Here is a 21,520-nt window from a genome sequence, read left to right on the forward strand (position 1 = left end):
GTTTTACCCTTCTACGTCTCATGCGTACTGTGCAGGGCACGGGTCAAGATCGGGGTCGATCGGTGCGCCAGCCGGAGCCGGCGCGCTCGTAACGCAGCTTCTGACGCAACCGGGTCGGGTCGGCCTGCGAGAACTCGACCGAATCCGGCTCAAGCAGGTAGCCCAGCCAGGCGGCCGGGCGCGACAGCGCCAAACCGGTGCGACCCAGCTGCAGGGCCCGCGCCCGCCAGGTGGTCCACAGAACATCGGATTCCGCGTCGGGCAACGCGTGGGTGGGACCGGTGACGATCACCTGCCGGCCGTCCTCGCGCCAGTACAGCACGCCCGACGCCCAGCCCGTCTCGGCCATGTCGCGGCCCTTGCGGCTGCCGGCACGGCTGGCGAACACCAGCCCCGTGTCGCGGACCGCGAGCACCCGCACCATCCGGTTGGAGGCGTGGCCGCGGGCATCGGCGGTGGCCAGCGCCAGCGCGCCAGGCTCGCGAACGGCGTGCGCGACCGCGCTGTCGAACCAGGCCTGGACCAGGTCCATCGGTTCGGCGGGCGGGGCGGAGAACTCGAAGGCCTCCAGGGCCGGGTTCGGTACGCTCACGGCGACTTCCCGGCCGGCTCGAAGGCCAGGCCGAGATCGACCAGCCGACCGGAGTGGGCACCTTCGACGATGGCCTCGACGTCGGTCGCCATTCGGTGGGTCGGCGGGTATCCGATGAGCTCGGTGGCCCGGTTCGGCGGCATCGGCACCGTGAGGTCTGCCGTGGACTCCCACAGCATCACCGCGCCCCAGCGGTTGGTCAGCCGATCGGAGATCCAGAACTTCAACCGCAGCCCGTGAATCTGCGCCCACGGCGCCACGCCCTCTTCTCGCAGATGGGCGCGCAGGGAGTCGATGGTCTGGTCCGACCTGGAGAGATCCCACCAGGAGATGGTGGCTTTCATGCGTTCAATGCCTCCTTGGTCACCGTCAGTGGCGTCAGGCGCGGTGAGGACGCGCGGCCCGTCCTGGGGCACATCGGTTCGAGGGGGAACCACATCGAGCCGAATGCGACCCGCCCAGGACGCGCACCTCCCCCGCGCCTGGCATCCGGGCTGACCCGCATCTCGCCGACGCCGGGACACTCGGGGTGCGCGGCGCGTGCGAGGGCCACATGGGTGTTGTGGAAGCCCGCCCGTTCCGGCGAGCCGTACAGGTCTGTTTCGCACTGGATGCCCTGGTTCGGGACCTTCCGATGACCGGATGTCGCCGGTGAACGGCTCTCGAACCGTTCACCGGCACACCGGCCTGTGCGTACACCCCGCAGACGATCAGCCGGGCGCGGCCGCGCCAGGAGGTCCGAGCGGAGAAACGCCCTGTGGCGCCACGTGGTGAGCACCCTGCCCGCCGTGATCGGAGCGAGGCCCGGCACGATCTTTCCCCGGGCCGGTCCGTCACCCGCGCACGCCAGGCCGAGACCGCGGAAACGGCCCGGCTGGGGGTTGAGCCGCGGGTCACGGAGCGCCGTGCGCTTCTCCCCGATCCGGGCCGTGCGCTTCTCCCCGATCCGGTAGGCGCCGTACCGGGCCCCGGCACATTCGGTCACGTCGTCATTTTGGGCATGGCGAATTGAGCCCCCGTTTGTACAGCTGGTTGAGCTCCCGTTTGTACAGCCGACTCACCGGCCAGCCGGCTGAGCACAAAGAATGACCAGCCGGCTGAGCACAAAGAAGACGAGACCGCCGAGGCGGTCCGGTCAGTGGTGCCGCGTCTGCTGCGCGCCGCCATGGGGCGGGTACGGGTTATCCTGAACGTACAGCCATGTGCCGTCCGGCTGCTCACTCACGGTGTCGCAGAAATTCCCGGTGAAACTTTCGCGGGTACCGTCGGGCGCGGTCTGCTCCAAGGTGTAATCACCCATGATGGCCGCCGTGCGGCCACGCACCTTTCCGTCCCATCCGCGCTTTCCTCCCGCCTCCACGGTTTGGAGGGGATTGACTTTGAGAATCGGATTCGACTTGAACCAATCGACGTACATCGCCCGGATTTCCTTGTGGCCCCTGGCAATTGTTCCGTCATACAGGACAACCGCCGCTTCGGGCTCATGGAGAGCGATGATTCCGTCCAAGTCCTTGGCCTGAATCCTCTCGCCCAAGATCTTCAGCAGCTCGGCGGGGGACTTGGCACCGGACAGCGCCTTGACGCTGGTGCCGGCATGCGTCGCGGCGTGGGCCGGCGGATGGGGTTCCTTCACCGCCGACGGAGCACCCGTCGCCACGGACACCTGGGCGGCGGTGGGACCGACGGGATAGCCAACGACCAGCAGAAGGGCTGTGGTGACGACCGATAATTTGCAGACGACTCTCTTCATGTCAGCTCCCTGAACTAGAGGTGGCGGCATGGGGAAATGAGGCGTCTTGCTGCGATGCTTGAAGCCCCCGTTTTGCCGCCCGGTTCTAAGATGCCCGGACCCCCGTCCGTTTTGCCGTCCGGATTGACGATGCCCGGACCCCGCCCGTTTCGCCGTCCGGATTGACGATGCCCGGGTCCCCACCCGTTTTTTTCCGTCCGGATCGACGTTAAGGACCAGATAACACTCTGGAGGTGGCGCCTGTCAACGGTGAAAAGATGAGAAATCACGGGCTGAGCGTGCGATTCGGACATTGAATAGGAGCTGGTACTACAACACTGGAACCAGGACGGCTACGGGTTTCCGGACCTAGCGATTTTGGACTTCCGGACCCGCCCGATCATCCTTCGCGTGACCATAAACACATGACGTCGAAAGGTCGGCGAGCCACGTTCGAGGAATGACTACACACCGTGCGTGCGCCACAGAAAGGGAGTCCGCCGATGACCTCCCTCTCGAACCCCCAAAGTATCCGGGGCGTCACTCTTCGCATGACGTCGTGATCACCGTGAGTACGGCGAAGCCGATCCGAAGGCGAAGAAGGACGCGCGGCCCCGGACCGCGGCGGTGACCCTACCCTCCCCGGACGGCGCGGCGGAACTTCTCGAGGCGCTCGTGCAGGGTGCGTTCCCCGCCGTGCCGCGTAGGACGGTAGTAGTCCTTCCCCACCAGCGCGTCCGGCGGGTACTGCTGCTCCAGGACTCCGTCGGGATCGGCATGGGGGTAGCGGTAGCCGACCGAGTTGCCCAGTTTCTTGGCGCCTGAGTAGCGGCCGTATCGAAGGTGGGCGGGCACCGCGCCGACGGCGCCCGCGCGGACGTCGGCCATGGCCTCGTCGATCGCGACGATCATCGAGTTCGACTTCGGCGCCGTCGCCAGGTGCACGGTGGCCTGCGCCAGGGCGAGGCGGGCCTCGGGCATCCCGATCAGCTCGACGGTCTGGGCCGCGGCGACGGCGGTCTGCAGCGCGGTGGGGTCGGCCAGCCCCACGTCCTCACTGGCGTGCACCACCAGCCGCCGCGCGATGAACCGCGGGTCCTCCCCGGCCACGAGCATGCGGGCCAGGTAATGCAGGGCGGCGTCGGGGTCCGAGCCGCGGATCGACTTGATGAACGCGCTGATGACGTCGTAGTGCTGGTCGCCCTGCCGGTCGTAGCGCACGGTGGCCTCGGTGACGGCCCGCTCCACGGCCGGCACGTCGATCACCGAGCCACCCGTGGCCGCCACCCCGTCAGCGCTCGCCTCCAGCGCGGTCAGCGCGCGGCGGGCGTCGCCGGCGGCGAGGCGCACCAGGGCGTCCTCGGCCTCGCCCGACAGGGAGACCGCGCTGTCGAGGCCGCGCAGATCCGTCACCGCCCGGCGCAGCAGCTCGCGGACCTCGTCCTCGGTCAGAGACTGGAGCTGCAACACCAGCGACCGGGACAGCAGCGGCGACACCACCGAGAACGACGGGTTCTCCGTGGTGGCCGCCACGAGCAGCACGAGACGGTCCTCAACGGCCCCGAGCAGCGCGTCTTGCTGGGTCCTGGAGAAGCGGTGCACCTCGTCGATGAACAGTATGGTCTGCTGGTCGTGATGGTCGCGGCGACGGCGCGCGTCGTTGATCACATCGCGTAGTTCCTTGACGCCGCTGGACAGCGCCGAGAGGGCGACGAAGTGCCGGGTGCCGACGGTGCCGAGAAGGCGCGCGATCGTGGTCTTCCCGGTGCCGGGCGGGCCGTAGAGCACCACCGACGCCGCCGCCCCGCCCTCCACCAGCCGCCGCAGCGCCGCGCCGGGACGCAGCAGGTGCGTCTGGCCGACGACCTCGTCGAGCGTGCGCGGCCGCATCCGCACCGCCAACGGCGCGGTCGCCCGCACCCGCTCCGCAGGCGGAGTGTCAGACGGCGCCAACTCGAACAGTCCTTCCGCCCCGGCGGTCACCGCTCCCCCCTGCGATCGGCACGGAGTACGCCTCGGGGCCGGGGCCGGGGCCGGCCGCCGGCGGCGTGGCGGTGTGGCTCGGCCCGCCGAACCACCTGATCGGCCGGCCGCGCCCTGAAACGGTCGACGTCCTCCAATATCTCGACCAGGTAACGGTCGTCGATGAAAAAGCCGTGGGTGTTGGCAGGGATAAGGTCGGTGGTTAATACTCTGCTGGACACGCGCGTGGGACCTCCTTCTGTAGGTTCGTAGCTCATGATGGGACCCTAGTCTGTTGTCATTTACAACGTGGCCAGGACGCGAACGGCCAAGAACTTTCCAGTTCAAGGATTCCTGTGCATCGGGTGGACGTGCACTGGGTGAAATCAACCGGGTCGCCGTGACGCCTTGATGATGACGGCGTCGACGGGCAGGCGGACGGGCCGAATGAAAGAGTGTTGACAGGATGGTCCGAGATGGGATCGCCGGGGGCGTCGTCGACAAACTCTTCGGCCTTGTCCGTCGAAGCCGGCCGGCCCACGATTACCGGGAGCACCGATCGATCGCCGATGCGACGTAGCCGAACCCCGGCCACGACGGGAGACGCATGAAAAAGGCGGTCCGGGCCTGATCGGACAACTGCGCGCTGAAACACCGATTCAGCCGCCCACCGGTTCGCACGCTTTTCCCGGCCAGGATCGCGGCGCGGGCCGAACAGCCCTTGACCAGGCCATTCATCCCTTTCCGGCACGCCTGCCGGCCCACTGGCGCCACCCTCGGCAACGGCGTGACGGGCGGTGAGGATCTTGTTCAACCGGATCGTCGTCTTCCGGCGCCTGTCCTTGATCGGTACTGTTAGAAAAATCTGTCGTAAGGTCGGGAGGTCGGAATGACGGTCGACGTTCAAACGACTCGGAATGTGATTGAGATGATCACCGGGGGGTGGAGGGCGCAAGCCCTCTATACCGCGGTCAAACTCGGGCTGCCGGATCATATCGAAGCCGGCCGGACCACCTGCGGCGAACTCGCCAAATCGACCGGGGCGAAGGAAGAGGGCATTCACCGCCTGATGCGACTTCTGGTGGCCATGGGCGTATTCGAGGGCAACGGGCGGACCGGTTATCGGAATACCCCTATGAGCGCGGCATTGCTCGACGATCCTCAGTCCCTGCGCGACATGTGCCTGCTCCACGGCGAGGAGTACTATAACGCCTGGGGTCACGCCCACCACGCCATCAGCACGGTCGGTTCGGGTTTTGAGGTTGCCTACGGCCAGTCGTTTTACACCTATCTCGGTCAGGACAAGGACACCGCAAAGCGTTTCCAGCACACCATGAACGCCGGAAACATGTTCTTCGACCAGGTGCCGGAGGTCTTCGACTTCTCCGGCAAGAGGGTCGTGGACGTGGGCGGAGGGGGCGGGCACCTGCTCACCGCGATCCTGGGCGCCACACCCGATGCCAGGGGCACGCTCTTCGACCGCGAGCACATGATGCCCGCGGCGCGTGAGCACCTGGCCACCACGGTCGGGCTGGACCGTGTCCAGCTGGTCGGGGGTGACATGTTCAAAGCCGTCCCGGAGGGTGGGGACGTCTACGTTCTCTGCCGGGTACTGGCAGGCTGGGAGGACGACGCGGTCGTCGAGGTCTTCGAGAACTGCCGGCGTGCCATGGCGGACTCCTCGTCGCGGCTGCTGGTCATCGATCGTGTCGTCGTGGACGAGGACTCCACCGTGCTGCCCGCCCTGTGGGATCTGCACCTCCTGATGACGACCGGTGGCAGGCACCGCACTCTCGACAGGTTCGAAGAGATGCTGAACCGGGCCGGCCTGGACGTCGAACGGGTCGCCGAGCTGCCCATGGAGACAACCGCCATGATCGCGGCGCCACGTCCTTCGGCGTAACACCGAGGTCGTTGTTCCTCGCCGATCCCGCGGCGGACGATGGCGACGCTGCCTGGGGGACAGCCACCGCCGCGGGAACGGGGGCCGTACGCCCGCGTGCTTCCAGGCCACCGCCGCCACGAACTTCAGGAGTCGGGTCAACGCGTCACAGCGGGAGCAGGTGCTCAACCGCGACGGGGTGCTGCTCGGCCAGCCGCTGAGCGATCAACGAGCGATGGCAGGCCTCGGCGTCGCGCTCGACACAGAGCAGCGCCGCGGTCCCGGTGCTCGACACCGCCGACACGATCGGCACGAGGTCGGCACGGTCGAGGATCTCGGTGGTGTAGCGGCGGGTGTACTCGGCGGCGAGTTCGCGGCGCGAGCGCTTGCCGACCCCTTGACGGTCATCCTCGGCGTACTGGAGCTGACGCAACTCCGTGGTCGGAGCGAGCTCGAGGTGGTGCTCGTAAGCGATCCCGGCACGAGCGAGAGCCGCCTGCAGCCGGAGTGAGTTCGCCCAGGCGTACTCAGAGCCCCGGACACCACGGCGCTGGCGTACATCGAGCAACAGACGGACATCCGCCTGCCGCAGCCGTCGCAGAAAGGACTCGCCGTCGAAACCGTAGACACCGATCGTCGCCATCTTGAGCACCGGAAATCACCCACCTGCCTACTGATCGTGCCGCCTCCGGCACTGCTGCCGGAGGCGGCGGTGTCGCACCACCGCCGGAGGGCGGCGGTGTCGCACTGCTGCCGGAGGCGGCGATGTGGTGCTACGCGACGGCGGTTCCCTCGAGCTCGACCAACAGGTCGGGGATCGCCAGCCGTGTCACTCCGAGCATCGTGGTGGACGGCGTCACCCTGGCGGCGCCCAACCGCGCCGCCAGCACGCCGTAGTGCTGGAAGAGGCGATCGACGTCGGTGGTGTAGACGTTGAGCCGGACGAGGTTCGCGAGGGACATGCCGGCCTCGCTGAGTACGGCCTCCAGGTTGTCCAGGCTCAGCGCCAGCTGTGCCTCCATGTCATCGGTATGCTGGGGCTTGCCGTCGCCGCTCATCGCGGTCTGCCCGGAGATGTACAGGGTCCGGGTGTGGCCGGAGACGACCTCACCCTGGTTGTATCCCAGCTCCGTCGACCATGTCCACGGATTGACCGCCGTTCGCTCCACTGCCACATTCGCTCCATTCGATTCGTCGACACCACGCATGTCGATCGGCTCGGTAGCCGACGTCTTTTCGGTCGCGTTGACGAGCCTCCCAAATAATCACGACACCTTGTGTCGTATATCGCGGTTAAAGTTCTTGCATGCGCGCCGACCGGTTGGTCTCGTTGGTGCTGCTGCTGCGGCAGCACGGCCGGTTGTCCGCGGCCGCGCTGGCCCGCGAGCTTGAGGTCTCCACCCGCACCGTGCTGCGCGACATCGAGGCGCTGTCCGCGGCCGGCGTCCCGGTCTACGCCGAACGCGGCCGGCACGGCGGTTTCGCGTTGCTGCCCGGTTTCCGGACCGAGCTCACCGGGCTGAACCCCGACGAGGCCCTGGCCCTGCTGGTCGCCGGATCGCGGCGCGGCGCGCAGGCGTTCGGCCTCGGCTCGGCGCTCGCGTCGGCGATGCTCAAGGTGGTCGACGCGCTGCCCGAGGGCTATCGGGACACCGCGGCCGGCGCGGCCGAGCGGCTGCTCATCGACCCGGAGAGCGACCTCCTCTCGCGCCGACTGGCCGCCGAGGAGGTGCCCGACACCGTAGCGGCCGAGGTCCTGCGCGCGGTGTTCGCCGGACACAGGCTGCGCATCCACTACGCGGCCGTGGACCAGGTCCCCAAGTGGCGCACGGTGGACCCGATCGGGCTGGTCACCATACGCGACCGGGGCTACCTGCTGGCCACCAGATCCGGCGCGGACCGCACCTACCGGCTGTCTCGGGTCCTGGCCGCCGAGGAGCTCGACGAACCCGCGCAGCGACCGGACCGGGTCGATCTGGACCGGGCCTGGCAGGAGCGCAGCACCCGGTTCCGGGCCGGCGGCGACCAGGTCACCGTGCTGGTACGGGTGGACCCGGCTCGGCGCGAGGACCTGCTGGGCACCGCGCTGGCCGTCCTCTCCGAGGAGACCGATCCGGACGGCCTGCTGCGGCTGGAGGTGACCTTCCAGGATCCGAGACACGCCGAATGGGCGCTGTGGCAGCTCACCACGAACGCCGAAGCCCTGGCCCCGCAGTGGCTGCGTGACTCCCTGCGCGACCGCGCCGTCGCGATCGCCGCCCGCTACGGGGTGTCGTCCTGAGAGTCGGGGATGCGGATCGTCTCGGCGACCTCGGTCAGGCGGGCGCGGGCGTAGATTCCGGTGATGGACGAATTGGACGCCAGGTTGCACCGGATCGGACAGCACCCCTTCCGCGCGAGGTTCCGGCTGCGTGGCCGGGACCGCGCGGTGGTCGACCTGCGCGGCATCACAACCGTCCGCAGACACGCCGAGGAGCTGATCGGCCGCAGGCTGGCCCCGGCCGAACCGCGCAACGACGGCCGTCAGACGCCCTACCGCGGGCATCCCGTCTTCGTCGCCCAGCACGCCACCGCGACGTGCTGTCGCACCTGTCTGGCGCGCTGGCACGACATCCCCGCCGGGCACGAGCTCGACGACGCCGAGCGCGGCTACGTCGTGGAGGCGATCTGCCGGTGGATCACGAATCAGTACGCCTCCCACCCTCCGCCGCAGTGACACCCGCACGCGCCCCGGCCGCCCGATCGCCGGCAGGGGCTGTTCCACCGGCGCCGTCCGAGCCTGTCTCCGTCGCCGGAAGATCAGCGATACCGTCCCCGGACGCGGCGGCCGGCTGACCGCCCGCGCCGCGGTGTCATCTCCGGGCCGAGATCACCTCGGCGACCGGCTCGTCACCCTCGCTTTCCTGACGCTCGCGCTCCTGACGCCTCTGGATGGCCTGGAAGCCGACCAGGTCGTCCGGGAGCGCGTCGGGGACGTCCGTGTCGAACCTGGACAGCGTGCGGGTCCGCATCGCGACCAGCGCCGTGGCCGCGATGGCGACGGCGAACAGCACGTACATCAGGCCGACGCCCCGGCCCTCGCCGGTGCCGAGCACGAGACCGGCCGTGCCGGCCAGCGGCCCCCCGGGGACGAGCAGCGGTTCGAACAGCTTGCTGCCGTACGGGGCGACCAGCCCGAAGCCGACCGGCAGGGTGGACCAGGCGATGAGCGTGTTGAGCGCGATGACGCGGCCGTGGAAGCGCTGCGGCACCTTGACCTGGATGATCGTCGCATAGACGCCGTTGAGCATGGTCAGCCAGAACGACATCCCGAAGGCGCCGGCCGCGATCAGGATCAGGTTCTCCTGCAGGCCGGTGACCAGGCAGAAGAGGCTCAGCACCAGGGTGGAGAGCATGACGCCGCGCAGCCGGTGCCGTCGCGGGCCTCCCCAGACGGTCATGGTCAGGCCGCCGAGGAAGACCCCCAGGCCACCGAAGAAGGAGATCCAGCCGACGTCCTCCAGCGTGGCGAAGCCCAGGACCAGCGGCGAGATGAGCAGGAACAGCGGGGACAGGAAGATGTTCAGCACCGCGAAGAAGAACAGCATGCCGCGGAAGCCCCGGTTGCCCCAGGAGAACTTCCAGCCCTCGACCATCTCGGCGACCAGCGACTCCCTGCGCTTCCACGCCATGGTCCTGGGGAAGCGGACGAAGACCAGCACCCCGATCGCGAAGACGTACGAGACGACGTCCAGGACGAGGATGCCCTCCAGCCCGATCACGGCCATCAGTCCGACCGCGGCCAGCGGGACGACCAGCTGAGCGGTGCCGGTGACCATCTGGACCACGCCGTTGGCGTGGCCGAGGAAGCGCTTGGGGACCAGCTGCGGGATGGCGGAGTTGTAGGCGAGGCGCTGGAAGGTCAGCGCGACCGACAGCAGGACCAGGAGCGGGTAGATGTGCCAGATCTGCAGGTTGCCGGTCCACAGCAGCACGCCCAGTGCCAGCTGGGTGCCGAACGCGCCGAAGTCTCCGGCGAGCATGACCCTGCGCCGGTCGTAGCGGTCGACGAGGGCACCGGCCAGGGGGGACACCAGCATGCCGGGGACCAGCGCGAGGACGGAGAACAGGGCCATCATGGGGAGGGAGCCGGTGGTGATGTAGATCCACAGCGGGATGGCGAACTCGGTCAGCGACGACCCGACGATCGAGACGAGCTGTCCGGCCGCCACGGCGGCGAACCGCTTCATGCTCGGCTGCGGGCCGGAACGCGCCGGGGGGTCCACCGCGGCCGGGTGTCCCGTCCCCGGTGGAGCCCCGCCCGTGCCCGGACCGGCAGGGGCGGACGTCTCCGCCTCCGTACCGGGAAGAGCGGGCGCGGACGTCCCCGGACCGGTGGAGGCGGGCGCGGCCGGTCCCGGACCGGTGGAGGCGGGCGCGGCCGGTCCCGCACCGGTGAGCGCGGGCGCCGCCGTCGCCGGGGCGAGCTCCGCGAGGGCGTCCTGGGTGGAGACGCCGCCGAGCCACCAGGTGGACCGGTGGGTACGGGCCAGCTTCGCCGTGTCGCGGGAGGCGATGGCCCGGTGGGTGCCGGTGACGATGGCGGCGAGCTCTTCCGCCCGATATTTCAGGAAAAAGTGCCCGGCCTCGTCGAGGACGACCACGGCCGTGGAGTCGCTCAGCAGGTGCCACTCGCGGTAGCGCTCCTGGTGGAACTCGGTGGCCGGGTCGCGGTCGCCCACCACCGAGATGATCGGCGCCCCGAGCGGCTCGACGCCCTCCTCGAAGAGGCGGGTGAAGTAGCGTTCCGCCTCCCTGGTGCCCTTGCGACGGTTGTCGATCACCAGTTTGAGCTGGTCGGGCTCCAGGTCGTCCACCTCCAGACCGGCGGCCCGCAGGGCGTTGGCCCAGATCTGGTCGCTGCGCAGGCGGTCGGTCAGGTTCGACAGCTTGGCCAGCACCGAGGCGGGACGGGCGAAGGGGAAGACACCGCCGAAGTAGATCGCCTCGATCGGGCGGCCCATCTCCTCCAGACGGCGGGCGATCTCCACGATCAGCATGACGCCGAGCCCGCAGTGCCCGTACAGCGCGAGCGGGCCGCGGACGTCCTTGAGGATCTCCTCCACGCAGTCCCGCGCGACCTCCCCCACCGGCCTGGTCTCCTCGACCAGCCCCATCTCCTGGCCGGGGACGGCGACCGCGTGCAGCGCCCAGTTCTGCGGCAGCGCGTCGGCCAGCGGCTGGTAGATGGCCGCGCTGCCGCCGCCGTACGGCACGCAGACCATGGTCGCGGTGGCCGCGCGGGGCGGGGTGAGCCGGTGCAGCAGCATCCGCGGGCCGTCGTCGGCCGTCTCGACGAGCCGCGCGAGCTCGCGGACGGTCCGGTTCTTGAACAGGTCCAGGATCGTGACCTGGCGCCCGCCTTCGGGAATGGCTTTCCGAAGGCGGGCGACCACCTGTGCGGCGAGCAGCGAATGACCACCCAGGTCGAAGAAGTCGTCCAGCACGCCGACCTGGACCAGTCCGAGCACCGTCGCCCACACCGCCGCGATCGCCTCTTCGAGGGGCGTCTCCGGCGGGACGAATCCGGCTTCCTGGTCGGGTCGCGCCTCGTCGGGTTCGGGCAGCCTGGCCCGGTCGACCTTGCCGTGCGACTTCAGGGGTAGCTCGTCCAGCCAGACGAACCGCCCGGGGATCATGTACTCGGGGAGCCGCTCGCCGAGCCGTGCCCGCAGCTCGCTGACGCTGACCCGCTCCCCCGCGACCTCGCCGACCACGTACGCGACCAGCCGGTCCGCGCGCAGCTCGACGACGGCGTGCGCGACTCCCGGCTCGCCGGCGAGAACCGACTCGATCTCCGACAGCTCCACCCGGTAGCCCCTGACCTTGACCTGCAGGTCGCGGCGGCCGAGAAAGCACAGGTCGCCGGAGGGCAGCCAGCGGCCGAGGTCGCCGGTCCGGTACATGCGGGCGCCGGGCCCGCCGTACGGGTCGGGCAGGAACCTCTCGGCGGTCAGGCCGGGGCGTCCGAGGTAGCCGCGGGCGAGCCGGTCGCCGCCGAGGTAGATCTCGCCGGTCATGCCGGGCGGGACCAGCCTCAGGTGCTCGTCGAGCACGTAGACCCCGGCGCCGGGCAGCGGCCTGCCGATCGGCAGGTTCAGTGCCCGTTCGTGCTCGCCGGTGACGGCGTGGGTGGAGATGCCGACCGTGGCCTCGGTGGGGCCGTAGTGGTTGACCACCGTGGTGTGCGCGGTCAGCTCGCGCGCCCAGCTCCACCTCGAGGCCTCGCCGCCGAGGACGAGGAGCTTGCGCGGGAGCAGCTCGGAGGGGTCGTCGACCGCGCTGAGCAGCGAGGCGAGGTGGGAGGGGGTCATCTTCAGGTAGTCGGTGCCGCTCAGCAGCCCGGCGAGCTCCTCGGCGGGGGCCTGGGGGTCGGCCAGGTGCAGCTCTCCGCCGGTCATGAGCGACAGGTAGAAGATCGTCACCCCGAAGTCGAACGAGAGCGACTGCAACAGCGTGTAGACCGCGCCGGGCTCCACCTCGAAGCGCTCCGCGACCCCGGCGAGGTAGTTGAGCACCTGCCGGTGCTGCACCCCGACGCCCTTCGGCCGCCCGGTGGTGCCCGAGGTGTAGATCACGTACGCGAGGTGGCCGGGCGAGACCTCAGGGGGCTCGAACCCGGTCTCGTCCAGCGCCTCGGAGTCCAGGCAGATCACCGCGACGCCGGGAACGCCGGGAAGCAGGTCGCGCAGCGCGGAGGTGGTCAGGACGGCGACGGCCCCGGCGTCGGCGAGCATGTACCCCAGCCGGTCGCGGGGCTGCTTGGGATCGAGGGGCACGTAGGCGCCGCCGGCCTTCAGCACGCCGACGACGGCCGCGGCCAGGTCGGTGGACTGTTCGAGGAAGACGCCCACCCTGGTGTCGGGGCCCACGCCGTGACGGTTCCTCAGCAGGGCGGCGATCCCGGTGGAGCGCTCGTCGAGCTCGGCGTACGTCAGCGAGCCGCCGCCCGCCTTCCCGGAACCGGAGCCGCCAGGCGCCCCGGACGCCGGACGCGAGCCGCCACCCGCCGCGGACGCCTTCCGCGGGCCGGAGCCGCCGCGCGCCGCGGGCACCGTGCCCGGGCCGGGCGAGCCCTCGTGGACCACGGCCGTCGCGCCGGGGGTGAGCGCGGCCTGCGCGGTGACGAGGTCGTGCAGCAGGTCGTGGCCGGACGGCCGCAGGGCCGGTCCCGTGCCGAAGCCCAGCACCAGCTCCCGCTCGTCGCCGGAGAGCAGCGACAGCTCCCCCACCCGCGTGTCCGGGTCCGCCACGATCGAGCGCAGCAGCGTCTCGAAGCGCGCCGCCAGCAGCTCGACGGTCTCCGGGTCGAACAGGGCGGTGCTGTAGGCGAGGTGGCCGGCCAGCCCGCCGTCCGGGCTCTCGAACAGGTAGAGGCCGAGGTCGAAGCGGGTGGTCCTGGCCGGGAGCGTGAGGTAGGAGACGCGCCCGTCCTCCTGGCCCGCCTTGAAGTTCTGCAGCGCGAAGGTGACCTGCGCGAGCGGCGACCGGCTCACGTCGCGGACCACGTTCAGCTCGCTGACCAGCTGGTCGAACGGGAGCTCCTGGTGCGCGTAGGCGTCCAGCGCGGTCTCGCGCGTCCGGGCCAGGAAGGCGGTGAACGACGGGTCGTCGGCCAGGTCGGCGCGCAGGACCAGGGTGTTGACGAACATGCCGACGACCCCGTCCAGCTCGGGCAGCCCGCGCCCGGCGACCGGGGAGCCGACCGCGAAGTCCGTCTGCCCCGAGTAGCGGGCCAGCAGGACCTGGAAGGCGGCGAGCAGCGTCATGTACGGCGTGGCACCGGCCGCGGCGCCCAGCTCGGCGAGCCGCCGGGTGAGGTCCGCGTCCACCCGGACGTCGAGGGCGGCTCCCTCGTGGCGCTGCTCGGCGGGGCGCGGCCGGTCGACGGGCAGCTCGATGGCGGGCAGCCCGGCGAGCCGGTCGCGCCAGTGGTCGATCTCGCGGCGGTGGTCGCGGCCCCGCTGCCAGAGGGCGTAGTCGCCGTAGCCGACCGGCGCGGCCGGCGGGGTGGCGCCGTCGTGCAGGGCGAGCAGCTCGCGGATGAGCAGGTCGCTGGACCAGCCGTCGATGACGGTGTGGTGGGCGGCGATGAGGAGGACGTGGTCGTCCGGCGCGATCCTGACCAGCACGGTGCGAAGGAGCGGGCCGCGCTCCAGGTCGAACGGGACGGCGAGGTCGGCGTCGAGCAGTTCGATCGCGGCGTCCACGCCGTCCGCCTCGACGACGCGCAGCGCGGCGGGACCCGGCTCGTCGATGACCAGCTCGGGGGTGCCGTCGTCGGTGGTGAGGAACCGTGTCCGCAGGGCCTCGTGGCGCGCGACGATCTCGTCCAGCGCCCGGCGCAGCGCGCCGGCGTCCAGGTCCCCGCGCAGGCGCACCGCGACGGGGACGGTGTAGGTGGTGGTGCCCGGCCGGTACTGCTCCAGGAACCACAGGCGTTCCTGGGCGTGGGACAGGGGCGGGACGGTTCCGGGGGCGCGGCGGGCAACGGTGGCCCGCGCCTCTCCCCGGCTCTTCAGCCGCCTGGCCAGAAGCGCCTTCTTGGCGTCCGACAGCGTTGTCTCGGTCACGCGTGTAACTCCGTCCGGAGGGCCGCGAGGAAGAGCGCGGCGTCCCTGCCGTTGATCAGCCGATGGTCGTAGGCGAGGCCGATGTTGGCGACGGTCCTCGAGGTCACCGTGCCGTCCTCGGCGAGTGCCGGTTCGGGCTGCGGCGAGGTGATCGCGAGGGCGCAGACCGTACCGGGGAAGATGAGGGGGATCGCGAGGACGACGTCGGCGTCGGTGTGCAGGGTGACGGCGATGTTGGCACCGGTGAGGTCCTTCTCACGGAAGTCGCCCTCGGTGGCGGCGAGCCGGTAGCGCATGAGCGCGTCGGCGATGGCCTTGAGCGAGCCGGTGTCGTGGACGACCGGCACGTACAGGCCCTCGCCCATGTCGAACGTGACGCCGACGCGCGGGGCGTCGGCCGGATGCGCCCGGTCCCCGTCGAGCGAGGCGAAGAACAGCGGGAACGCGGGGTGCAGCGCGGCCACGGCCTGGACGAACAGCTCCGCGAGCCCGACCGGCCTGCGTACCTCCCTGCTCAGCCCCCTGGCCCGCTCCAGCAGCGGGCCCACCTCGAACCTCACGACGGTGTACGCGGCGGGGATGGTGCCGTGCGAGGTGGTGACGGCGCGCGCGACGGCCCGCTGCACCCGCGAGAGGCGGTGCGCGCCCACGTTCACGACCGGTTCCGGCACGTCCTCCAGCACGTCTCCCGGCACGGCCTCCCGCACGTCCTGCCGGGTGTCCTGCCCCGCGCCCTCCCGCGCGTCCTCGCGCACGTCGGAGGCCGTCTGCCCGGTACGGCGGGAGGCCACGGCCTCCACGTCGGCCCTGCGGACGACGGTCAGCCCCAGGGACGCGACCTCGGCGAGGGAGACGCCGAGCTCCTCCATGGCGGCGCGGGCGGGAGCGGTGACGACCGGCTCCGCCACCGGCGCGTCCTGCTGCCCCACCGTCTCCGCGGGGGCCACGACCTCGGGCACGTCATCGGACACGGAGGCGGGCGCGGGGGCGGGCGGTGGGGCCGCCTCGGCGGTGACGCGGGCGAGGAGCGCGCCGGGAGCGATCCAGGTGCCGAGGGCGGCGGCGTGGTGCAGGTAGCCGGTCTCCCCCGACTCCAGCTCGTCGGCCGCCTTGGAGGTCTCCAGGACGGCGATCGGCTCCCCGGCGATGACGGGCTTGCCGTTCCCCACCAGCCACTCGACGATCAGGTACTCGGTGTCGTTGTTGTTGAGCTTGGGGACGTGGATGTCAGCCACGCAGGGCCTCCCGTACGGCGTGGTGGATCGTGGACTCCCCGGCCAGGACCTCGTTCTCCAGGTGCGCGGCGGTGGGGATGACGGAGGCTCGCGAGTGGACGAGGCGGACGGGCCCGCGCAGGCGACCCCAGAGGCGGGCGTGCAGCAGGTGGGCGACCTCGCTGCCCCAGGTGCCCCCGGCGGTGCTCTCCTCCGCGACCAGGACGACGTCCCCGAGGTGGGGCAGGAGCGCGTCGGCGTCCAGCGGGTAGAGGCGGGAGGGGACGAGCAGCCGGACCGAGATCTCCTCCTCCATCATCAGGGAGCGCATCGCGCCCAGCACCCGGTGGACCATCCCTCCTGGGGCGATGACCACGCAGTCGGGACGGTCGCCCGCGTCGCGGATGTCCACCATCGCCAGGTCCCCGTCGCGGCGCGTCAGGAACAGCGGGTCAACCCGCTCCATCTGCCGGGTGTAGAGGACCTTGTCCTCGAAGAACACGCACGGCTCGCCCCGTTCCAGCATCGCCGCGAACACCGCGCGGTTGTCGTGGAAGGGGGACATCTCGTACAGCGACAGTCCCGGCATGCCGACGAAGTGCTTCTGCAGGCTCTGGCTGTGCGTGGGACCGTAGCCCCGGCCGCCGCCGGTCGGGCAGCGCACCACCATCCGCAGCGGCAGCCGCCTGCCGTACATCGACACCGACTTGCTCGCGAAGTTGCAGAGCTGGTCGAAGGCGAGTGCCACGAAGTCGCCGAACATGATCTCGGCCACGGCCGTGTTGCCGGTGAGCGCCAGTCCCGCCGCGACGCCGGTGAGCGCGCCCTCGCTGATCGGGGTGCCGATCACCCGCTCGGGAAAGCGGGTGGACAGCCCCTTGGTGACCTTGAAGGCGCCGCCGTACGGGTCGAGGATGTCCTCGCCGAGCACGTAGGCGGTGGGGTCGTCGTCCAGCAGCCCGTGCAGGGCGGCGTTGAGGTTCTCCGCTACGCGCACGACCCCTCCCATCGGGAGGGCGGGCGCGCGGCCACCTCGTCGGCGACGGCCTCGACCTCGGCCTTGACGGCGCCGTCGAACCGGTGGAAGTGCTCGGGATGGTCGTGGGCGTAGCGGGCGTACCAGTCGTTGTCCCTGGCGGCCCGTACGACGTCGGCCGGGCGGATGTCGTCGCCCTTGCTGTGCGGCCCGAGGCGGTGGGTGACGAACTCGACCACCAGCGGCTGCCCCTCGCGCACCCGCGCGATCTCGCGTTCCAGTGAGAGGCGGATCTCGTTGACGTCGCTGGAGAGGACCGGCCGGTGCGGGATGCCGAAGGCCGCCGCCCGGCCGGCCACCGTGCCGGCCATCTGCGCGGAGGTCGGGGTGGACTGGGCGATGCCGTTGTTCTCCACCACGACGAGCAGCGGGAGCTTCCAGAGCGCGGCGAGGTTCAGCGCCTCGTAGACCGCGCCCTCGCCCCAGGTGCCGTCGCCGATGTGCACGCAGGCCAGGGTGCCGGGTTCGGAGCGCTTGAGGTGGAGCGCGACCCCGGCGGCGACCGGCATGCTCTCGCCCTGCACGCCGGTGGACATGTAGCGGTCGCGGTGGATGTGCTGGCTGCCGCCGACGCCTCCGCAGACCGCACCCTCCCTTCCCATGATCTCGGCGAGCAGGCCGTGCGGGTCGCGGAACCTGGCCAGGTAGTGGCCGTGTCCCCGGTGGTTGCTGAAGACGTGGTCGGCCGGGCCGAGCAGGGAGCGCAGCGCGACCGGGACGTACTCCTGGCCCAGGCAGGTGTGCGTGGTGCCGTTGAGGTCGCCCCTGCCGTACAGCTCCAGGAGCTTGAGCTCGAAGTGCCGGACCAGCAGCAGGAGCTCCAGGTCTTCGTCGGCGAGGGGGGAGAGACGGAGGCCGTCGAGGGTCTCAGTCATCGCCGAGTGAATCCACGATCCCGGCGATCGTCGGGTTGTCGAAGAAGGCGTCCAGGGAGACCTCGATGTCCAGGCGCTTGCGCATGCGGGCGATGATCTGCGTGATGGTGAGGGAGTGGCCACCCAGATCGAAGATGTCGTCGTCATCGGCGATCGGTGAAATGCCCAGTACTTCTTCCCAGATCTCGCGCACCTGGTCGGTCAGCGTGGTGACGGAACCCATCTCGTTCTCCAGAATTTCGTGCAGTGACAGGTCAGGGTCATGCATGGCGCGTTCCAGAAGGAGACGCAGGTCGTCGGCGACCCGGGCGGCGTCGGGCACCGTCTCGGGATCGTGACGCAGGCTGATCCGCAGCCCGCCGGGGCCGTCCACGCACTGCAGGTGCAGCGCGCCGCGTACCGCGTGGTTGAAGACGGTCCACTCCACCGACGTGTCGAGCCCGGCGAACACCGGGTCCGCGTCGCGGCGGGTGCGGTAGCTGACGGAGACGGGGACCAGCGCGGCGTGCGGCCGGAGGCGGGGCATCGCCCGGGAGAGCGGCACCTGGCGGAACCGGTAGACCTCCCGCAGCTCGGCGCGCAGTGCGGTGGCGAACTCGCGGAAGGTCGCCTCCGGGGACGGGCTGGAGGCGACCGGGAGTTCGTTGACGAACAGGCCGATGTGGCCGGCGGCCTCGGGAGGCCGGGTGGACAGGTCGACGGCGGTGGTGACCGCGGAATTGCCGTAGCCGAGGAGCAGGGTGTGCAGCGCGGCGAGCAGCACCTCGAACCGGGTCAGGCCGGGAGGCTGCGTGGGTGAGGAGGAAGAGGGGGTCGAAGACGGAACGGACACGGAAGGGGAATCCGAAGACGGAACGGACGCCGAGGAAGAGCCCGAAGACGGAACGGACGCCGAGGGAGGATCCAAAGACGGAACGGACGGCGAGCGGGGCGTGATCGACGGATCGACGGTGAACCGCAGCACCCGGCCCTCGCCCGCCCGCCGGGATCGCAGCGCGCGGCCGAGTACGACGGTCTCACCCGGATCGCGCCAGCGGGGCTTCCAGAACTCCCGCGCGCCGGGAAGCAGGGCGGCCACCCGGTCGCGCTCGGCCCGGCCGTGGTCGATCGCGGGCAGCGGGGGCGGCGGCTCGCCGTTGTAGAAGGCGGCCAGGTCGCGCACCAGGATGTCCTTCGACTGGCCGTCGAAGACCAGGTGGTGGGCGACGAAGAGGAGCAGGTGCCGCCCGGGGCCGATCCCGAACAGGGTGAACCTGGCCAGCGGCCCCTTCTCCAGGTCGAATTCGCGCAGGATCTCCTCCCGCACCGCCTCCTGTACGGCCCGCCCGTACCGCTCGCCGCTCTCACCGTCCTCGCCGCTCTCGGACGAGGAATCCGGCGGGGAATCTCCGGCGACGGCATCGGAGTCGACAGGGCCGGAGGAGATCGACACCTCGCGTACCGGGACCTGGGCGCCGGGCACGAGCCGCAGCTCGGTGTCCACCTCCGCCACCACGCTGCCCAGCATCGGGTGCCGGGCGGCCACCGCCGCGCAGGCCGCCAGGAGCGCACCGGTGTCCAGGTCGCCGCGCATGTGGACGAGTATCGGCATGTGGTAGGCGGCGCCCCCGCCCACGGTCTGCTCGGTCACCCACATCCCCTGCTGGGTGAACGTGACCTCCGGCAGGCCCGCGGACGCGGGTCCGGGCACGGGCTCGGAAGCGCTCGCGGGCACGGGTCCGGACGGGCTTTCCCGCGGCGCCCCGGAGGTGTTCCCGGACGGGACCCCGGCCATCACGCGCCCTCCATCGTCCGGCGCAGGGCCTTCTTGTCGACCTTGCCGCCGGCGTTGCGCGGCAGGGCGTCGACCGTGATGACGTGCGCGGGCAGTTCGTGCGGGGCCAGGCGGTCCTTGAGGAAGATCCGCAGGTCCTCGGGCGTGAGGGGTTCCCTGGTGGCGAGGGCCACGGTGACGACGGTTCCGAGCACGGGGTGCGGGACCCCGAACGCGGCGGCCTCGATCACGGCCGGATGCCGGTAGACGACCTCCTCGACGTGGATCGTGGAGACCTTGAAGGCCCCGGACTTCACCACGTCGCTCTCGCGGTCGACGAGGTAGAGGTAGCCGTCGGCGTCGATGTAGCCGAGGTCGCCCATCCGCACCCAGCCGTCGCGGAAGGTCCCGCTGCCGGGGTCGCCGTAGTAGGCGCGCGGCGCCGCGGGAGATCGCATCCATACCTCCCCGGTCTCCCCCGGCGCCAGCGGTTCCCCCTCCGCGGTGGCGATCCTGACCCGTCCCCCGGCGATGGCGCGGCCGACGCTTCCCGGCCGGTCCGGGTCGAACATCATGATCGTCTGAGCCGGGGCGGCCTCGGTCGAGGTGTAGTAGTTGGTGATCGTCGCGTTGGGGAAGGCCGTGGTCAGCGCCTGGGCGACGGCCGAGGGCAGCGGCGCGGCGGCCGAGCCGAGCAGCAGCACGCTGGACAGGTCGTGCCGTTCGGCCACTTTCGCGTTGATCAGCTCGATGGCCATCGCGGGGACCAGGAAGACCGTCCCCGCGCGGTAGGACTCGATCAGCGAGGCGAAGCGGGCCGGGGTGAAGCGCGGCAGCGTCACGACGGCCGGCCGGGCGTCGAGCGCGTTGATCAGCATCGCCTGCCCGGCGTTGGTCCCGATCGGGAAGGCGTGGACGAGATGCCGGGAGTGCGCGAACGGGCGGCGCTTGGCACCGCAGCCGTAGGCCAGATTGGCATGGGTCGCCGAGACGCCCTTGGGACGGCCGGTCGTACCGGAGGTGTAGAGGATCTGGGCGAGATCCCCGGGCTCCGGGGGCTCCGGAGGCGCGATATCGGCCATCTCATAGGACGTTTCGACGTTCAGGCCGTCGACCGTGGCGCTCCAGCCGATCTCCGGCACGGCGAGGCCCGCGGCGTGGACGACGCCGGTCGCCCGGCAGTTGTCCAGCATGAAGCGCAGGTCGTCGAGGGTGAGGCGGTCGGAGAGCGGTACGGCCACCGCTCCGGCCGCCAGGACCCCGCAGAACGCCACGGCGTAGTCGGCCCAGTCCGCGGCGCCGAACACCAGGCCCACCCGGTCGCCCCGGCCGACACCGCGCGTGACCAGGCTGTTCGCGAGCGCGACGGAACGCTCGTGCCACTGGCGGTAGGTGAGCTGAGCCGAGCCGTGCACGATCAGCGCGACCTCGTCGGGGTCGGTGAGGGCCCGGTCTCCGAGCAGCTGGGGGACGGTCAGGTTCACCAAGTGAACCTCCCATTAAAGATCGGATGTATATGCCCTTGGTGTGTGCGGACACCGAGGGCACTACAGGAAAGAATCTTTACTATTTAAAATCGAGCGTCAGTCTTACATGATCGTAAGGGGTGCGCAAGACTTTGGGGAGAGGTTCACAGAGGCAACAAAACCCACGCGAAAGTGACCCTTGCGCCCTCAGGGCGAAGGTGTAACACTGACGACCGCAGAACTAACTGAAAGGTTTCTTTCCAGAAAGAGACCCTTCCCGATGCCCGCCCAACTGGTCATACGTGCACAGAGCGGGCCTTTTGCGTACTAACCTCCAGCGCGATTGCGTGAAATAACGGGCCCGCGGCCGAAAAAGGAGCCCTGCGTGTTCCCACCGGA

The 21,520-nt window shown here is 70.4% G+C and carries 15 protein-coding genes; 3 read left to right on the top strand and 12 right to left on the bottom strand.

All coding sequences use genetic code 11. The annotated features are described in order from the left end of the window. Positions 1–43 precede the first annotated feature (43 nt). The 4 genes from AB0G15_RS00765 to AB0G15_RS00780 form a co-directional block, all read right to left on the bottom strand. A complete protein-coding gene (locus AB0G15_RS00765) occupies positions 44–592 on the bottom strand; it encodes a pyridoxamine 5'-phosphate oxidase family protein (RefSeq protein ID WP_362834302.1) in 549 nt (182 codons plus the stop codon). Next, positions 589–936 carry a hypothetical protein gene (locus AB0G15_RS00770; RefSeq protein WP_362834303.1) on the bottom strand — a complete coding sequence of 116 codons (348 nt, stop codon included), beginning with the start codon at positions 934–936 and terminating at the stop codon, positions 589–591. The genes AB0G15_RS00765 and AB0G15_RS00770 overlap by 4 nt, the downstream gene beginning before the upstream one ends. Positions 937–1,727: 791 nt before the next feature. Beyond that, positions 1,728–2,342, bottom strand: a complete 615-nt coding sequence (locus AB0G15_RS00775; protein ID WP_362834304.1) for a hypothetical protein — start codon at positions 2,340–2,342, stop codon at positions 1,728–1,730. 612 nt (positions 2,343–2,954) lie between these two features. After that, complete coding sequence (locus AB0G15_RS00780; protein WP_362834305.1) at positions 2,955–4,274, bottom strand: replication-associated recombination protein A; 1,320 nt, start codon at positions 4,272–4,274, stop codon at positions 2,955–2,957. A gap of 898 nt (positions 4,275–5,172) precedes the next feature. On the opposite strand from AB0G15_RS00780, the gene AB0G15_RS00785 reads away from it, so the two are divergent. Beyond that, positions 5,173–6,186 (top strand): methyltransferase, encoded by a 1,014-nt coding sequence (locus tag AB0G15_RS00785; protein WP_362834306.1) that lies wholly within the window; start codon positions 5,173–5,175, stop codon positions 6,184–6,186. A gap of 145 nt (positions 6,187–6,331) precedes the next feature. Here AB0G15_RS00785 and AB0G15_RS00790 read toward each other — a convergent pair whose 3' ends face one another. Next, positions 6,332–6,808, bottom strand: a complete 477-nt coding sequence (locus tag AB0G15_RS00790) for a DUF488 domain-containing protein (RefSeq protein ID WP_362834470.1) — start codon at positions 6,806–6,808, stop codon at positions 6,332–6,334. Positions 6,809–6,938: 130 nt separating this feature from the next. Further along, positions 6,939–7,334, bottom strand: a complete 396-nt coding sequence (locus tag AB0G15_RS00795) for a RidA family protein (RefSeq protein WP_362834471.1) — start codon at positions 7,332–7,334, stop codon at positions 6,939–6,941. 137 nt (positions 7,335–7,471) lie between these two features. Between AB0G15_RS00795 and AB0G15_RS00800 the strand changes: the two genes are divergently transcribed. Together AB0G15_RS00800 and AB0G15_RS00805 are read left to right on the top strand one after the other, a co-directional pair. After that, entirely contained in the window at positions 7,472–8,446 is a 975-nt protein-coding gene (locus tag AB0G15_RS00800; protein ID WP_362834307.1) for a WYL domain-containing protein, read from the top strand. A gap of 63 nt (positions 8,447–8,509) precedes the next feature. Further along, positions 8,510–8,881, top strand: a complete 372-nt coding sequence (locus AB0G15_RS00805; RefSeq protein ID WP_362834308.1) for a DUF4186 domain-containing protein — start codon at positions 8,510–8,512, stop codon at positions 8,879–8,881. A gap of 136 nt (positions 8,882–9,017) precedes the next feature. Here the strand turns inward: AB0G15_RS00805 and AB0G15_RS00810 are convergent, their stop codons facing one another. The 6 genes from AB0G15_RS00810 to AB0G15_RS00835 are packed head-to-tail and all read right to left on the bottom strand — an operon-like array spanning position 9,018 to position 21,139. Next, the gene (locus AB0G15_RS00810; protein WP_362834309.1) at positions 9,018–14,777 is read right to left on the bottom strand and encodes an amino acid adenylation domain-containing protein; all 5,760 of its coding nucleotides are present in this window, start codon (positions 14,775–14,777) and stop codon (positions 9,018–9,020) included. Next, the gene (locus AB0G15_RS00815; protein ID WP_362834310.1) at positions 14,774–16,012 is read right to left on the bottom strand and encodes a 2-oxo acid dehydrogenase subunit E2; all 1,239 of its coding nucleotides are present in this window, start codon (positions 16,010–16,012) and stop codon (positions 14,774–14,776) included. Before AB0G15_RS00815 ends, AB0G15_RS00810 begins: the two co-directional genes overlap by 4 nt. Next, positions 16,005–16,988 carry a transketolase C-terminal domain-containing protein gene (locus AB0G15_RS00820; protein WP_362834311.1) on the bottom strand — a complete coding sequence of 328 codons (984 nt, stop codon included), beginning with the start codon at positions 16,986–16,988 and terminating at the stop codon, positions 16,005–16,007. Before AB0G15_RS00820 ends, AB0G15_RS00815 begins: the two co-directional genes overlap by 8 nt. Continuing rightward, on the bottom strand, positions 16,979–17,902 hold the full coding sequence (locus AB0G15_RS00825) for a thiamine pyrophosphate-dependent dehydrogenase E1 component subunit alpha (protein WP_362834312.1): 924 nt from the start codon (positions 17,900–17,902) through the stop codon (positions 16,979–16,981). The genes AB0G15_RS00820 and AB0G15_RS00825 overlap by 10 nt, the downstream gene beginning before the upstream one ends. After that, a complete protein-coding gene (locus tag AB0G15_RS00830) occupies positions 17,895–19,676 on the bottom strand; it encodes a condensation domain-containing protein (protein WP_362834313.1) in 1,782 nt (593 codons plus the stop codon). The genes AB0G15_RS00825 and AB0G15_RS00830 overlap by 8 nt, the downstream gene beginning before the upstream one ends. Continuing rightward, the gene (locus tag AB0G15_RS00835; protein WP_362834314.1) at positions 19,676–21,139 is read right to left on the bottom strand and encodes a class I adenylate-forming enzyme family protein; all 1,464 of its coding nucleotides are present in this window, start codon (positions 21,137–21,139) and stop codon (positions 19,676–19,678) included. Before AB0G15_RS00835 ends, AB0G15_RS00830 begins: the two co-directional genes overlap by 1 nt. Between the last annotated feature and the right edge of the window lie 381 nt (positions 21,140–21,520).

The sequence above is a fragment of the Streptosporangium sp. NPDC023825 genome, assembly GCF_040639575.1.
Taxonomy (GTDB): domain Bacteria; phylum Actinomycetota; class Actinomycetes; order Streptosporangiales; family Streptosporangiaceae; genus Streptosporangium.